The sequence below is a fragment of the Brevundimonas bullata genome, from assembly GCF_003350205.1.
Lineage (GTDB): Bacteria > Pseudomonadota > Alphaproteobacteria > Caulobacterales > Caulobacteraceae > Brevundimonas > Brevundimonas bullata.
In genome coordinates this window covers 20,247-32,247 of sequence record NZ_QLLC01000032.1, presented here as the reverse complement: position 1 = coordinate 32,247, position 12,001 = coordinate 20,247, and the positions used below count along the sequence as shown (strand labels likewise).

Below are 12,001 nucleotides of genomic sequence, written 5' to 3'. Positions count from 1 at the left end.
CCTCAGGAGCCTGAATCAGATCGCACGCCGCAATTCAATGGGTCCTGAGCCTAGGAAAGGCGGCGATCGCAATCGGGGGAGATCTGCCAGACAAGGGCTGCGGGCTGAAGAATGGAAAGGTTCATGGTGGCGGACGACCAGCCCCTCTATCGCGCCGGGCTGGTGGCGACGCTTCAAAACCATCTTGCCGCTGGTGACGTCCGCGAGGAGGCCGACTACGGCGGCGTGCTCAAGGGCCTCGCCTCTGCGCCTGACACACAACTGCTGTCTATCGATCTCGAGCTTCCCGGCATGGGCAATCTGGACGGAATTCGACGTCTGCGCCGTCACTACCCGGAGCTGAAGGTCATTGTCGTGGCCTGGCCCCCGGTGCGACGCTCTGTCTTCAGCGCCCTGTCCGCCGGCGCCCACGGCTTCGTCTCCAAACGCTGCGCCCCCGCCGAAATGGCGGCCAGCTTCAGGTCCGTGCTGGGCGGCAACATCTACATTCCGTCGACCGTCTGCGATCTACAGGCCGAGCCCCGCCCAGACGGTCACGACGGCCCTCATCTGTTGACCTGCCGCCAACGACAGGTCCTGACGCTGCTGACCGCCGGCAAGTCGAACAAGGAGATCGGGCGCGCCCTGATGATCTCCGAAAGCACGGTGAAGGTTCACCTCACCGCCGCCTTCCGACAACTGGGCGTCCACAGCCGCATGGCTGCAGCCGCCGCGCTGCAACAGCAGCGCGGCTCCTCCCAGCCCGATCTTCCCGGCCTCTCGGCGCTGGGCTAGGCAAGGTCCACGTCAGCCAAGCCCGCCGCGAAGCGGGCGAAATTGCTGTCGTTGAGGCCCGCGACATTGATACGGCCCGAGGCGTCCACATAGACGGCGTGGCGCTCGCGCAGGGCTTGGACCTGGTCGCTGGACAGGGGCAGGAGGGCGAACATGCCGCGCTGCTGCGACAGGCGGCTGAGATCCAGTCGCTGTAGCGGGATGCCCGACAGACGGGTGCGGACGGCGTTGACGCGCACGCGCATGGCGTCCAGCTCGGCCCGCCACTGATGTGTCAGCTCAGGCGAGGACAACACGGCCTTGACCACCGCCGCACCATGATCCGGCGGGTTCGACCACAGGAGCCGCGCCTGACCGGCGGCGGTCTGACCCAGGTTGGCGGCGGTTGCGGCTGATCCGCTCAACATCATCAGCATGCCGGCGCGATCACGGTACAGACCGAAGCTCTTGGAGCAGGACAGGGCCACCAGGGCGGTCTCACACACGTCCAGCAAGGCGCGGACGCCGGCGACATCTTCTTCGACGCCGTCGCCGAGGCCGGGATAGGCCAGGTCGATCAACGGGGTCAGCCCCCGGTTCGCGGCGACCATCGCGGCCTCGCGCCAGGCGTCGAGCGGCAGGTCCGCGCCGGTTGGATTGTGGCAGCAGCCGTGCAGCAGAACGACATCGCCCGGCTGCGCCTGCGCCAGAGCGGCGTTCAGCGCCTCGACATTGGCGTTACCGTCTGTGTCGAGATGGGAATAGGTCTGCGCCTTCAGGCCTACGGCCTCGATCAGCGGCAGGTGGGCCGGCCAGGTCGGCGTGCCGATCCAGACATGGGCGCCGGGATTGGCCTGGGCGATCAACTGCAGCGCCAGACGCAGGGCGCCGGTGCCGCCCGGCGTCTGGATCCGCGCCAGCCGACCCGCAGCGGCGGCCTCCAGTCCGGGGAAGGTCGCGTCCTGAAGCCGAAGGGCGAATTCCATGTCGCCCGCGGGGCCGACATAGCCCTTGGAGGTCTGCGTGTTCAGGATCGTCTGCTCGGCTGTCTTCACCGCCGCCATGATCGGAATGGCGCCGCGCTCGTCGCGATAAGTGCCGACGCCGAGGTCGATCTTGTCGGCGCGCGGGTCGGCCTGCATCAGCAGGCCCAACTGCATCAGGGAGTCGGTGCGCGCGGGCGGCAGACGATCAAACATGGGCCTGATCCGGGCCGGGAACGCGCGCCGGGTCGGTCCGGTGCGTCACCATGCGACGATGAAGGGTAGTGACGACGCCGCTGCCCGTCTTGACGCACAGACCCGGAAAGACGGCGTGGACGAAACAGGCCAGCGAACCGAGAAACATCGCCCCGCCGAACGAAGCAGCGACGCCCATATGCTCGAAATAGCTCTCGCCCACCGACGCGGGATGCTCGACAAACAGACGCTTGAACATGGGATTCTCCTGAACAGGAGGCGGAGCCTATGTCATTCGTTTGAGAGCGATTTTCTTATTTCGGGCCGAGTTTGAACCCTCGGGAGAATAGCATTCTCTCCCGCAGGATCAGACGCACTGAACCGGCACCGCGGTGGTGAATTTGATCTGCTCCATGGCGAAGCTGGACGAGACATCGCACAGCGGGGCGATGGCGATCAGCCGCCGATAGAAACGGTCATAGGCGGCGATGTCCTTGACCAGGACCTTGAGCAGATAGTCGACCTCGCCGCTCATCCGGTAGAACTCGACCACTTCGGGCAGGGCGCTGGCCTTCTTGAAGGCCTCCAGCCAGCCCTCGTCGTGTTGGCTGGTCTTGATCGAGACGAAGACCACCAGGGGCAGGTCCAGAGCCTCGCGGTCCAGCAGGGCGACGCGGGCGACAATGACGCCTGTGTCCTGCAGCCGCTTGATCCGCTTCCAGCACGGCGTCTGGGACAGGCCTACCCGCTCGGCCAGTTCGGCGATGGACAGGGTGGCGTCTTCCTGAAGAATGGCGAGCAGGCGACGGTCAGTCGCGTCCAGGGAAATGGTCATGCGCCCTCTCCTTGCAGCAGATCGCCGATCCAGCGCCGCAGCTTGGCGACCATCGGCAGCCCCTGCAGGTCGCGATTGACGCCGAACCAGTATTTCAACCCGGTCTTGATCGGACGGTCGCCCAGGATGACGACCCGCCCTTCAGCGGCCATGCGCCGCGCCAGATAGGTCGGGGCCAGGGCGACGCCCAGCCCGTGCTCCGCCGCCGAACAGGCCGAAGCCATGGAATCGAAGGTCAGAATCTTGGCGTTGACGGGCAGCTCATAGCCGATGTTCTCGGCGACCCCCGTCCAGTAGCTGGTCCCCACCGTGTAGCCGATCAGCGGCACGTCCAGCACGCGCCGCGCCGCCAGACCAACCGCCGCGCTCGTCGAGGCGATCAGATGCATGTCCAGATCCATCAGCTCGTCGATCTTCCACCCGCCGCCGGGCATTTCGCCCACACCGATGATGATGTCGTAAGAGCGGGTCGGCGGCGCATCGCCATGGCGGATATTCGTGAACTCCAGTTCGACATCGGGGAATTTGCGCCGGAAGGCCTCGATATTGGGCAGGACGAAATGATCGCCGAAGCTGGCCATGCAGCACAGCCGCAGGCCGTTGGCGTTCCGGCTGGCCGTGATCTCGTCCCATGTCCGCATCAGTTCAGCTCGCGCCACGCCGAACGCCTTGGCCAGCAACAAGGCGTGCTCGGACGGCTCTACCCCCTGCCCCACACGAAAGAACAAGGGAAAGGACAGGGCCTGCTCGACCGACTTGATCCGATGACTGACAGCGGATGGCGTGACCAGAAGTTCGTCGGCCGCCCGCTTGAAACTGCCGCACCGCACCACCGTCTCGACGGTCTGCAACAGGATCAACGGCGGCATGGTCGACATCGGCGAGGCTTCCACAGCAAGCAGAGACGGCGGACCGCCTCATGAACTGAGCTCATCTGTATCGAGCGTTCCCGTTTGTGTCGACCGTCGCCCACGTCCCATGTCGCGCCGCAGGGCTGACACAAAAAGAAGACCCCCAGGCTTGGCGACCCGAGGGTCATGAGGTTGAGGACAGGCTGCGAGCCTGCGCGTCCCGGTCCCTCGCAAGACCGAAAGGGGGTCAGGCCTGCGCGGTACGCAGGCCCAGTCACTGGACCTAGTAGTTCAACGTCACGCTGAAGCCGAAGGTGCGCGGCGGGATGATCGAGGCGACGCGAGCGCCCGAGAAGATCGGCACGTTCATCACATAGCCCATGGCCCGTTCGTCGGTCAGGTTCTTGACCAGCAGACCGGCGCGCCAGCGGGTGGACTTTAGATAGCTGCCCGAAATGCCCGTGAAGATGTTGGTGTAGACGATGTCTTCGGCGTGGCTAGCGATGACCTCACCCTTGTGCTGGTCGCTGGCGCCGGATTCCTTGGACGCCAGGAAGCGGGTGCCGAGATAGGCGAAGTCGGCGCCCATGGCCTGAGCCGCCAGCACGTCCTGGCCGGTGCTCATCGCCCCTGCCAGGATGAGGACGCCGTCGAAGAACTGGCGCACCTGGCGCAGCTTGCCCTCAAGGCTTGCCGGAATCGTCATTTCAAAACCCACCCACGTCAGAAACTAGGGCTTTGAAATCCGGCAGATCAGCGGGCAAGACAAAAGAGTTATCCCGACCATTGATGAATGGAATTCAGGCCCCTCTCAAATCACGGCCAGCGGGCGCGCCGATTGCATCAAGCTGCCCGACATGGACGATCAGGCGTTCATCCCACCGCTGAAACCGCCAGCCCCACGTCCGGACGTCGCGCAAGAAGAACTCCAGTTCGACCCGCAGAGCCCCGAGTGTCCGGTCTGTCCCAGTCGACAAGAGAAAACTCCGCTTCATCTCAGAAGCGGAGCCGCTCTGGTGGCGCTTCTAGTGTCAAAAGCGGAAGGTCAGGAAGGTCCCGAGGTAGGATTGGTCCTCGGCCGTGCCGGTTTCCTTCAGGAAGTCGCCCGCCTTGGTGTAGTTGGCCACGCCCATCAGCGAGACATAGGGCGTCAGGGCATAGCGGGCGAAGACGCCCGTGCGCCAGCCGACGTAGGAGGATTGGCCCTCGTTCGCGCCGCGCAGCACCATGCCGGACAGGGCGTAGAGGCCGTCGTCCTTGCTCTGACGCCACAGGCCGGCGGTGTTGGCGCCCATGGTCAGCTTGGGCGTCGGACGCACCGTCACCTCGGGCTGCAACAGCACCATGTTGGCGAAGCCCAGATCGGTGCGCAGGGCGGCCGGTTGCGGGAACAGGGGGTTGAAGCTGTTCAGCTTGCCGTCGGTGGGGTCCTTATCGCCCGAGCCGACGTCCAGACGCACGGCCAGGCGCGGCGACCACTTCACGCCCGAGAAGGTGCGGCCGCCAACGGCGGAGATGAACCAGGCGTCGATGTCGAGGTCGCGGAACGACCCCCACTGCTTCACCGCCTCGACCTCATAGTCCCAGGGCGCGACCTTGCCCGACAGGCGCACCGACAGGGTGTCGCGGTCGTCACGACCGGCGACCTGACCGTCGAACGGCGTCGTCAGACGGTCGGTGTTGGCGTAGAGCAGCTCCAGCTTCGGCGCCGTCGCCCCCTGCCCCAGGGTCTTCGCGGCGGTCGCGCCATACAGGCGGTAATCAAAGTTGGTGGCGTCGTCCCACGAGGCCTTGCCTTCGCGGAGGGCATAGCCGGCGAAGGCGCCGCCGCTCCAGCCGGTCGGGCTGTCATACAGAACACGCACCATGTCCAGCGCCACGCGGGCGTTGGCGCCCTCGCGCATGTCGAACAGGCGGAAGCCGCCCTGACCGAACTCCTGACGGCCAACGCGGACTCGCACCGTGCCCTCGCCCAGACCGGTCTTCGCCTCAACGAAGGCCTGATGCAGGTCGGTGCGGTTTTCCTCGATCACCGGCTCGCCGCTAGCCAGGCCCGAGGTGCGGGCGTCTTGCACGTCGACGAATGCGCGCAGCGAGGAGCCCAGGTTCAGTTCGCCCCACAGGCGGGCGCGGGTCTGGAAGTCGCCGCCGGTGTCCTGAGCCCCCCGACCAAAGCGTTCATTGTCGCGGTGTTCGGCGCGGAAGCGCAGTTCGCCGCCGAAGCTGGCCCAGACGGGACTGCCCTCGCCGCCGACCGGCACATATTTGAACTTCGACCAGGTCGAGGCGCGCTTGGCCGGATCAGCGAGGTAAGCGTAGTTCTCGTCGTGATTGATCAACTTGAACGGCGGCGGCGCGGCCGGAACCGTAGCAGGTGCGGTCTGGACAGGCGCCTCAGCCTCGGCGGGCATGGGGGCGTGCGAAAGCAATGCGGCGGCGGCCGCAGCGGCGATACTCATGGATGTCCTCCGGGAAAGGGCGCGGTTGGCTCCGCGCTCGGTTCGATTGGGGTGATTATTCGGCGTCGGGCTGTTTGCCCGGGGCGGCGTTCTGGAAGGCGGGCAGTTCGAGGCAGGCGGCCTCCAGCGCCAGCAGGCGTGGCCAGCGAACCTCGACGCCAAAGCGACGGGCGTTGCCCAGCTGCGGCACGATGCACAGGTCGGCCAAGGTCGGGCCGTCGCCGAAAGCGAAGGGGCCCGGCTGGTCGGCCAGCAGCTTGTCGACCGCGTCAAGGCCTTCCTCGATGACCGTCGAGGCCCAGTCCTGAACCACCTCTTCGCCCAGACCGAGGTCGCGCAGGCGTTGCAGCACCTTGAGGTTCTGCACCGGGTGGATGTCACAGGCGACGGCCTGAGCCACGGCCCGAACCTTGGCCTTCTGCACCGGATCGGCGGGCAGCAGCGACGGCGCAGGCGAGGTCTCGTCGAGGTATTCGATGATGGCCAGCGACTGGGTCAGGACCGCGCCGTCGTCGGTGACGAAAGACGGCAGCAGCCCCTGCGGGTTGAGCGCCAGATACTCCGGCGCCCGCTGCTCGCCCTTGCGCAGGTGGTGGATGACCTGCCCGGCCTCCAGTCCCTTGAGGCCCAGGGCGATACGAACCCGCCAGGAGGCCGTGGAGCGGAAATAACCGTGCAGGATCATGGGGTCAGACTCCGGCGCGGCGGCGCACGCCGCCGAGGGTGAAGACCGCGATCGAGGCGATCACGGCGGGGATGACGGCCAGAAGGATCAGGTTCTGCGGGCTCCAGCCGGCGGCCAGCAGCACGCCACCGACCAGAGGGCCGACGATGGCGCCGATGCGGCCCACGCCCAGGGCCCAACCCACGCCCGTCGCACGGATAGCGGTCGGATAGACGGCCGCCGTCAGGGCGTTGCAGCCGATCTGGGCGCCGACGACGCCGAAGCCGGACAGGGCCGCGCCGAGCAGCAGGACCGTCAGGTTCGTGCCGCCGAAGGCCAGCAGGGCGATGAAGGCGGCCGAGGCGGCATAGGCCGAACCCAGGACGACGTAGGGGCTGATCTTGTCGATCATCCGGCCCAGGACGATGGCCCCGACGACACCGCCGAGGTTCAGGGTGGCGGTGGACAGGATGGCCATGCTGAGCGGCAGACCGGCGCCCTTCAGCAGGGTCGGCAGCCAGTTCACCAGGAAGTACATGACCAGCAGGTTCATGAAGAAGGCGACCCACAGCAGCAGGGTCACCGGCGTGCGGCCTTCACGGAACAGCTGGAAGACCGAGAAGCCCTTGGCCGCCGACGTCTGCTCGTGCTTCAGGCCGGCGATGAATTCGCTGACCGAGGCGTCGGCGTCGATCCTCTTCACGATGGGGGCGATCTTGTGCTCCGGCGCGCCCTTGGCGACCAGGAAGCGCACCGATTCCGGCAGCATGAACCAGAGCACCGGCAGAAGCAGCAGCGGCAGGACGCCGCCGACGACGAAGACCGAATGCCAGTCCCAGGTGGCGATCAGCCAGGTCGAGACCAGACCGCCGATGGTCGAGCCAAGGGGGAAGCCGCAGAACATGACCGTCACCAGGGTCGCACGCAGGCGAGCCGGGCCATACTCGCTGGTCAGGGCGATGATGTTGGGCATGGCGGCGCCCAGGCCGACGCCGGTGATGAAGCGGTAGATCAGCAGCTCGTTCATCGATCCGGCGAAGGCCGTCAGCAGGGCGAACAGGCCGAAGATGAAGGTCGAGATCAGGATGATGGTCTTGCGGCCGAACTTGTCCGCCGCCGGGCTCAGGGTGAAGGCGCCGACCGTCAGGCCCAGAAGGCCGATGGCGAAGATCGGTCCGAACGCCGACGGGGCCAGGCCCCAGTCCTCGGCGATCTTGGGCGCGACGAAGGCGATCGACTGGGTGTCGAAGCCGTCGAGCATGGCGATGATGAAGCACAGCGCCGTGACGCCGAACTGTAGCGGGCCGAATTTGGCCCGGTCGATGACGGCGTTTCCGCCCCCCTCACCCATGGCTGCCATATGTGTCGTCCTCCTGCGGAGGGCGCGTCTGTCGCGCGCCTCTCCGTGTGTTGATGATGCAAGTGAAAAGGATCAGGCGGCGGGCGGGCCGACCTTGATATTGAGCGGGGTCAGGCCGTCGATGGTCACGGTCATGGCGTCGCCAGGAACCACCGCGCCGACGCCGGCGGGGGTGCCGGTGTAGATCAGGTCGCCGGGCTGAATCTCCCACAGACCCGACAGGTAGGCGACGATGTCCGCCACTGGCCAGATCAGGTCGGCCAGGTCCGCCGTCTGCTTGACCTCGCCGTTGACGGTCAGTTCGATCTTGCCGTGTTCGGGATCAAAACCTTCGCCCGCCTTGTGGATCAGGCCCAACGGCGACGACTGCTCGACGTTCTTGCCCGTGTCCCACGGACGGCCCTGGGCGCGAGCTTCCAGCTGCAGGTCGCGACGCGTCATGTCCAGGCCCGTGGCATAGCCCCAGACGTGATCCAGCGCGTCCTCGACGGCGATGTTGCGACCGCCCTTGCCGACGGCGACGACCAGCTCGGCCTCGTAGTGGAAGTTCTCGGTCTTCGACGGATAGGCGATGGTCGTCCCGTCCAGCACCACTGTCTCGGCCCAGGCGGTGAAGAAGAAGGGCGGCTCGCGGTCCGGGTCGCGGCCCATCTCGCGGGCGTGGGCGGCGTAGTTACGGCCGACGCAGAAGATGCGGCGGACCGGGAATTCATCCCCGGTGTTGGTCGGGGCAAGCACGGGCGCTTGCGGTTGGAACAGCAGGCTCATGCGTTCTCTTCCTTGTAGAGGTTCAGTTTTTCCTGACAGACCTTGTCGGAGTATCCGAACAGGACCAGTCGGCTGGACGCCTTGAAGGCGACCGATTTCCACGACGGCACGACGACGATGTCGCGCGGCTTCAGGGTGATGGTCTCGCCCTCGATCACCGCCTCGCCGGTCCCTTCGACGACCACGAAGATGGTCCCGTCGGTCGAGCGGCGCGGCTTGGATTCAAAGCCTTCCGGCAGCAGTCGGACATGAGCCGAGATGGTGGCCATGATCGGCCCGCCATTGACCGGGTTCATGAACTCCAGGGCGTGGCCCAGATGCGGGTCGATCTCGGCGCCGCTCTCGGCCATGGCGTCCAGCGCCGGACGCCACTCGGCGTAGGGGTAGTGGAACAGCGGCTGATGCGCCGGGCGCCGATCCGCCGTGTGGCCTTTCAGCGGACGCATGTTGCGGCCATAGCGGTTCAGGCTGTCGCCGGCCGGGGCCTGCTCCGGGAACTGGTCCTCGGCATAGCCCTCGGCGAAGCTGGCGTCGAAGTGACGGACGGTCGGGATATCCAGCCCGTCCAGCCAGATCATCGGCGTCTCGGTCGGGTTGCCGTGGTCGTGCCACTGGCCGCCCGGCGTCAGCACCAGGTCGAAGGGCTGCATCACCGCCTTCTCGCCATCCACCGAAGTATAGGCGCCGCCGCCCTCCATGACGAAGCGCAGGGCGCACTGGGCGTGGCGGTGGGCCGGGGCGATCTCGCCCGGCAGGATCAGTTGCAGACCGGCATAGAGGCTGGGCGTGATCGACGACAGACCCAGCAGGCCGGGGTTTTCCAGGATCAGCACGCGGCGCTCGGCCTGCTTGGCGCTGATCAGATCGCCGGCGCGCATCAGGTAGTCGCGGGCCTTGTCATAGGACCACTTGTGCACCTTGGCCGGAGAATCCGGCTGGGGCAGGACCAGGGCCGACAGCTTTTCCCACAGGGGATAGAGGCCTTCCGGCTCCATCTGCTCATAGAGGGCGTTCAGCTGTGACTGCTGGTCGTTGGACAGGACTTCGGTCACGCCTCAACCCTCCATGCCGACGTGCAGCAGACCGTCCTGAAGCTTGACCGGGAAGCTGCGCACGGCGACCGAACAAGGCGCATCGACGGGGGCGCCGGTCTTCACATTGAAGGTGCCCTGATGCAGCGGGCATTCGATCAACTCGCCGTCGAGGAAGCCGTCGGACAGGCTGGCCTGGCCGTGGGTGCACAGGTCGGCAGTCGCGAAATACTCGCCATCGACGACATAGAGGGCGACGCTCACGCCGTTGGCGCTGGCCTTGGCCACGCCGTGCTCTTCGAGGGCCGAGGGCGGCAAGGTCGCCACCCACGACAGGGTCGCGGCTTCGGTCATGCGGGGTACACCAGACTGTTGGGGATCATTTCGGAATCGAAGACGACGACGCGCTCGACAAAGCGCAGGCGGTCGCCGTCGCGGACGATGCGGTCGTGGCAGACGGCGGACAGGATGATGTCCGACTGCTTGTCCACCAGGGTCTGCACCACCAGCAGGTTGTGGCGGACGCTGACGCTCGCCTCGTCCTGTGCCGTCACGCGCGGCGCGGTGGGGAAGCGGCGATAGTAGCGCGGCGCATACATCTGGGTCCGCGTCAGGCCTGTCACCCGGTCCTTCAGCATTCCGCGGCTCTCGGCCTGCATGGTGCACAGCGTATAGCCGGCCTCATGGTTCTCGCGCGGGATCACCCGGTACAGGCAGTCCTCGGTGAAGAAATCTGGCCAGGCGTGCAGATCGACGTCGTCGAGCACGCCGTAATAGGCGTCGTACAGGTCGCGGATTTCGTCGCGGGCGATGATCATGGTCTCGCTCACAGGCCCATCACCTTGCGCCAGTAGCGGTACATGCCGCGCACGGCGGTCTCCGTGACCTGATGATCCGTCGGCGCGATCTCGCGACCGCCCATCTGCAGGATGAAGTGCTCGTCCGGCGAACCGGCGGCGCCCTGCTGGGTCATTTCCAGCACCTCGCCGTCGTCGGCCGAGACGAAGCCCGCCGGACCGAACAGATTGGCCTGGCGCGTGCGGCGCAGGCGCATCTCCGGCGTGTCGTCGGCGTAGCACCAGTGGGTCCAGTGGAAATCGAAGCCGCCCGGCCCCTTGGGGACGATCTGACGGGTCGTCAGCGAATTGACCTGCTGTTGCAGGATCACGCTGGGGAAGATGGTGATCATGCCGACGGTTTCCTCGCCGGGAAACTCCTGCACCACGTCCATGACGCGGGGGTCTTCCAGCACCAGATCGCCCTGGAAGTTGCGGATGTCGGCCATGGCCTCGGTCTTTTCCTGCTCGCCCTTGCGCGAGATCAGGATGCCGTGACGGCCCTCGTCATCGATATCGACGGCCGACTTCTGGTCGGCGCGGAACAGGCCGAAGGTGGCGAAGAACACATGCAGCAGACCCGCGTGATAGGGGTCCTTGATGTTCTCCTGCATCTGCTTCCAGTTGGCCGGGATGTGCTGACGGTTGTAGCCCAGCACCTCCAGTTTCCGACCGTCATAGACGCGGGTATAGTGCTTCCAGAACTTCTCGCCGAGATATTCGCGGAAGGGCGGCGTCTCGTCCGAGAAGGTGGCCCAGACCACGCCGTTGACGACCTCGACACGCAGCTTGTTCAGGCTGTGGTCCTTGGGATCGAAGTCCGACGGCATGCCGCCCTGGCGCTTGACGCCGCGACGGAAGGGCACCCCCTGCAGGTCGCCGTTCAGCGCATATGACCACTGGTGATAGGGGCAGATCAGCTCCTTGGAATGGCCGGTGCGGGTCTGGCAGAACTTGACGCCCTTGTGGGCGCAACGGTTCTCGACGACCGAGATCTCGTCCTCGCCCGAACGGACCATGACGCAGGGCTTCTCGCCCAGGGTCGTCGTCTTCCAGTCGCCGACCTCGGCCAGTTCGCACTCCAGACCGACATAGAGCCAGTGCGGCGCGTACCAGATCTTCTGCAGTTCCTCGGCGTAGATCGCGGGGTCCGTATAGACCCAGTAGGGCACGGCGGCGTCGACGTCGGCCGGCCATGCGCGGCGGTTCTCGCCCTCCGGCGGGCGTACGGGGATGTTCACTGAAAAGCTCCCGGAGAAGAATTCG

Annotated in this window: 14 protein-coding genes; 1 reads left to right on the top strand and 13 read right to left on the bottom strand. The window is 66.1% G+C overall.

The features are described from left to right. The first annotated feature begins 123 nt into the window (after positions 1-123). Positions 124-774 carry a LuxR C-terminal-related transcriptional regulator gene (locus DXK21_RS13535; RefSeq protein WP_162790681.1) on the top strand — a complete coding sequence of 217 codons (651 nt, stop codon included), beginning with the start codon at positions 124-126 and terminating at the stop codon, positions 772-774. On the opposite strand, the gene DXK21_RS13530 is transcribed toward DXK21_RS13535, so the two are convergent. The 13 genes from DXK21_RS13530 to DXK21_RS13465 form a co-directional block, all read right to left on the bottom strand. Continuing rightward, on the bottom strand, positions 771-1,952 hold the full coding sequence (locus DXK21_RS13530; protein WP_114818300.1) for an aromatic amino acid transaminase: 1,182 nt from the start codon (positions 1,950-1,952) through the stop codon (positions 771-773). The two genes, DXK21_RS13535 and DXK21_RS13530, sit on opposite strands and share 4 nt — an antisense overlap. Beyond that, the gene (locus tag DXK21_RS13525) at positions 1,945-2,190 is read right to left on the bottom strand and encodes a DUF6356 family protein (protein ID WP_114818299.1); all 246 of its coding nucleotides are present in this window, start codon (positions 2,188-2,190) and stop codon (positions 1,945-1,947) included. Before DXK21_RS13525 ends, DXK21_RS13530 begins: the two co-directional genes overlap by 8 nt. Positions 2,191-2,298: 108 nt before the next feature. Then, a complete protein-coding gene (locus DXK21_RS13520; protein WP_114818298.1) occupies positions 2,299-2,766 on the bottom strand; it encodes an Lrp/AsnC family transcriptional regulator in 468 nt (155 codons plus the stop codon). Next, on the bottom strand, positions 2,763-3,644 hold the full coding sequence (locus DXK21_RS13515; RefSeq protein WP_114818297.1) for a LysR family transcriptional regulator: 882 nt from the start codon (positions 3,642-3,644) through the stop codon (positions 2,763-2,765). The genes DXK21_RS13520 and DXK21_RS13515 overlap by 4 nt, the downstream gene beginning before the upstream one ends. Before the next feature lie 256 nt (positions 3,645-3,900). Continuing rightward, a complete protein-coding gene (locus DXK21_RS13510; protein ID WP_114818296.1) occupies positions 3,901-4,323 on the bottom strand; it encodes an NAD(P)H-dependent flavin oxidoreductase in 423 nt (140 codons plus the stop codon). Between the two features lie 325 nt (positions 4,324-4,648). Further along, positions 4,649-6,076, bottom strand: a complete 1,428-nt coding sequence (locus DXK21_RS13500) for an alginate export family protein (protein ID WP_114818294.1) — start codon at positions 6,074-6,076, stop codon at positions 4,649-4,651. Between the two features lie 55 nt (positions 6,077-6,131). Continuing rightward, positions 6,132-6,761 (bottom strand): maleylacetoacetate isomerase, encoded by a 630-nt coding sequence (gene maiA, locus DXK21_RS13495; protein WP_114818293.1) that lies wholly within the window; start codon positions 6,759-6,761, stop codon positions 6,132-6,134. 4 nt (positions 6,762-6,765) lie between these two features. Further along, a complete protein-coding gene (locus tag DXK21_RS13490) occupies positions 6,766-8,100 on the bottom strand; it encodes an MFS transporter (RefSeq protein ID WP_114818292.1) in 1,335 nt (444 codons plus the stop codon). Positions 8,101-8,172: 72 nt separating this feature from the next. Next, positions 8,173-8,868, bottom strand: a complete 696-nt coding sequence (locus DXK21_RS13485; RefSeq protein ID WP_114818291.1) for a fumarylacetoacetate hydrolase family protein — start codon at positions 8,866-8,868, stop codon at positions 8,173-8,175. Next, on the bottom strand, positions 8,865-9,920 hold the full coding sequence (gene gtdA, locus DXK21_RS13480; protein WP_114818290.1) for a gentisate 1,2-dioxygenase: 1,056 nt from the start codon (positions 9,918-9,920) through the stop codon (positions 8,865-8,867). Before gtdA ends, DXK21_RS13485 begins: the two co-directional genes overlap by 4 nt. Positions 9,921-9,923: 3 nt before the next feature. After that, positions 9,924-10,253 carry a non-heme iron oxygenase ferredoxin subunit gene (locus tag DXK21_RS13475; protein WP_114818289.1) on the bottom strand — a complete coding sequence of 110 codons (330 nt, stop codon included), beginning with the start codon at positions 10,251-10,253 and terminating at the stop codon, positions 9,924-9,926. Then, a complete protein-coding gene (locus DXK21_RS13470; RefSeq protein ID WP_211306037.1) occupies positions 10,250-10,729 on the bottom strand; it encodes an aromatic-ring-hydroxylating dioxygenase subunit beta in 480 nt (159 codons plus the stop codon). The genes DXK21_RS13475 and DXK21_RS13470 overlap by 4 nt, the downstream gene beginning before the upstream one ends. Then, complete coding sequence (locus tag DXK21_RS13465; protein ID WP_211306036.1) at positions 10,726-11,976, bottom strand: aromatic ring-hydroxylating dioxygenase subunit alpha; 1,251 nt, start codon at positions 11,974-11,976, stop codon at positions 10,726-10,728. The genes DXK21_RS13470 and DXK21_RS13465 overlap by 4 nt, the downstream gene beginning before the upstream one ends. Positions 11,977-12,001 lie beyond the last annotated feature (25 nt).

Excerpts from the sequence above, each read along its gene's own strand:
- DXK21_RS13535 (WP_162790681.1), top strand. The coding sequence starts at position 124 with ATGGTGGCGGACGACCAGCCCCTCTATCGCGCCGGGCTGGTGGCGACG.
- DXK21_RS13530 (WP_114818300.1), bottom strand. The coding sequence starts at position 1,952 with ATGTTTGATCGTCTGCCGCCCGCGCGCACCGACTCCCTGATGCAGTTG.
- DXK21_RS13525 (WP_114818299.1), bottom strand. The coding sequence starts at position 2,190 with ATGTTCAAGCGTCTGTTTGTCGAGCATCCCGCGTCGGTGGGCGAGAGC.
- DXK21_RS13520 (WP_114818298.1), bottom strand. The coding sequence starts at position 2,766 with ATGACCATTTCCCTGGACGCGACTGACCGTCGCCTGCTCGCCATTCTT.
- DXK21_RS13515 (WP_114818297.1), bottom strand. The coding sequence starts at position 3,644 with ATGTCGACCATGCCGCCGTTGATCCTGTTGCAGACCGTCGAGACGGTG.
- DXK21_RS13510 (WP_114818296.1), bottom strand. The coding sequence starts at position 4,323 with ATGACGATTCCGGCAAGCCTTGAGGGCAAGCTGCGCCAGGTGCGCCAG.
- DXK21_RS13500 (WP_114818294.1), bottom strand. The coding sequence starts at position 6,076 with ATGAGTATCGCCGCTGCGGCCGCCGCCGCATTGCTTTCGCACGCCCCC.
- maiA (WP_114818293.1), bottom strand. The coding sequence starts at position 6,761 with ATGATCCTGCACGGTTATTTCCGCTCCACGGCCTCCTGGCGGGTTCGT.
- DXK21_RS13490 (WP_114818292.1), bottom strand. The coding sequence starts at position 8,100 with ATGGCAGCCATGGGTGAGGGGGGCGGAAACGCCGTCATCGACCGGGCC.
- DXK21_RS13485 (WP_114818291.1), bottom strand. The coding sequence starts at position 8,868 with ATGAGCCTGCTGTTCCAACCGCAAGCGCCCGTGCTTGCCCCGACCAAC.
- DXK21_RS13475 (WP_114818289.1), bottom strand. The coding sequence starts at position 10,253 with ATGACCGAAGCCGCGACCCTGTCGTGGGTGGCGACCTTGCCGCCCTCG.